The following is a 2,171-nucleotide window of genomic DNA, read 5'->3' as shown; positions in this document are numbered from 1 at the left end:
GTTGCTTAACACTTGCAGCTCGGGTGGCCTTACTCATATCATTTCCAAACTTGGTTTCGTCAGAAATCATTTGTTTTTGATATTTTTTGTTTGCTGATTCTCGCTCTTTATTTTGCTCGTCTCGATATTTTTTAGACTTTTTACCATATTTAGCTTCCAAATCTTGTAGCGTAGAATTACCACCATCATTAATGGTCTTTAGTTTTTTATAGTAATCAGAACTATCTTTTTGCATTTTGTCTAAGATATCTTTCTTAGACTTTTTCGCTTTTTTGTTGTTACTGTTACTCTTTTTAAGCAAATTATCTTCTTGTTCTTGTGAAAGCAAGCCATTTTTAACTAGAACATCCAAATCCTTTTTAGAATCCTTTTGCTTTTTAGTGTAATATTGATCAACGGCCTTACCCATTTCTTTATAAGCTTTTTCTACGGACTTCTTATCCTTCTCGACACCACTGTTATCAAGCTTAGGGGACATCACAATAGATGTATTTAGCTGGCTAATAAAGCTTTGATAAGACTTGTCTAGCTTTCTCATGTCTGAGTTTTGAGTTTCAAATGTAATTTTTGGTTTAACAGGCTTTCTATTAAGTGCTTTCTGAATTGTTGCGCCTAATAATTCACCAGCTTTTGGACCAACAGTCCCACCAATTATTGCACCTAAGGGTCCACCTAAGGCAAATCCGGCTGCCGAACCAACAAATCCCCCCATAGTACCGCCAACTTTTTCAGCCATTGGTTTGTTGCTACCAGCTTCTGATAGTCCGTTTAGAACTCCACCAGCCACTCCCGCAGTGGCGGTCTTCATCAACGTTTTACCAAGAGTAGGTACTACTGTGCGTTCAAGTCGAGTCATTGATAGTGACTCACTAGCTATACTTTCTCCTGTTGTTGCAAGTTCACTTGCTGTCGATGCTGCACTGACAGTTTTAGCAACTCTGCCTCCCTTAGCCAGTGGACCAATAGATGCTCCGTTAGTCATAAACATATTCACAGCTTGTAACTCCATTAACGCAGTCTTGGCTGATTTAACCATACCTATAAAGTCACCAACTTTTTTAACAGCCCACAAACTTCCTAATGCAGCTGCAAATATTTTCACTTCGGTAGTGTGGCGACCCATAAATTCAATACCGTTTGTGATTACACCAAATAAGCCGCCCACGCCCTTAGCCAGCAATTCTAGGCCACGTTGACCTTCTTTTGAATCAAAAGCTTTTGCCATACCAGTTGCAGCTTCGCTTAAGACAGGCAACATCTGTTTACCTATCATAATAATCGCAGCTTCTCCTGCCATCTTGAATTGCTTCAATTCATTTTTAACAGACTGCATATTCTTTTTAGAAAGTTCGGCTACATATCCTTGACCGTCAGCGGAATTTTTAACTCGCTTTGTTAATTCTTCTAACTGTTTAGAATTTTCAGACAAAATTATTCCGGCCTGTTGACCAGTGGTACCGAATAAAGCATTAAACACGACATTTTTGTCAACAGTACTCATGTTCTTTGTGTGTTCGTTCAATACACCCATAACAGTAGCAATAGACTTCATATTTCCTTTAGCATCAACTAATTCACTTTGCTTGATACCTAAATTAGTCAGCATATCTTGTGCTTTGGGTGCACTCTTAACATCAGCTATTTTTTCATTAAGTTGTTGAATACTTAGTTTTTGTCTATCGATAGCCCGTTGTGTTGCAGCTCGATTACCAGTATTACTCTGTAATTTAGCCTCATTCTGCTGTAAAGCAAGCGTTTGTTTCTCAAGGTTAGCTTGCAAACTTTTTACCTTGTCATCAGTACTCTTACTACTTCCACCCATGTCATTAATAGCGGTTGACAAACTATTAATAACTTTCCGCATTCCAGTACCAGCCTTATCAGCCTCTAAACCACGGTTAGATAGAACACCAATACCAGCAGAAGTTTCTGCCATTGAGATACCTGACGTATGAGCAGTAGCTCCAACGTACTCCATAGCCTTTCCTAAAGATTGAAAGTCTGTGGCAGTCGCATCAGCAGCATATGCCATTTCGTTTACGGTTTTCTTGGTGTTCTTAGTCATGCCAGCCACCGAATCACTCTTAAGCCCAAATGATTCAAGAGCAGCAGTTGAATTGTGCACAACATCTGTAAAATCATCACCTGATGCAACAGAAGCCTGCAACATT

1 protein-coding gene is annotated in these 2,171 nt (G+C 39.2%); it reads right to left on the bottom strand.

The annotated features are described in order from the left end of the window. On the bottom strand, nt 1–2,171 hold a 2,171-nt coding region (locus tag TT13_RS10730; protein WP_027699943.1), incomplete at both ends, for a phage tail tape measure protein.

Origin of the sequence: Weissella oryzae SG25 (assembly GCF_000691805.2) — a bacterium.
Classification (GTDB): Bacteria; Bacillota; Bacilli; order Lactobacillales; family Lactobacillaceae; genus Weissella; species Weissella oryzae.
This window is presented reverse-complemented; position numbering and strand designations above follow the sequence as displayed.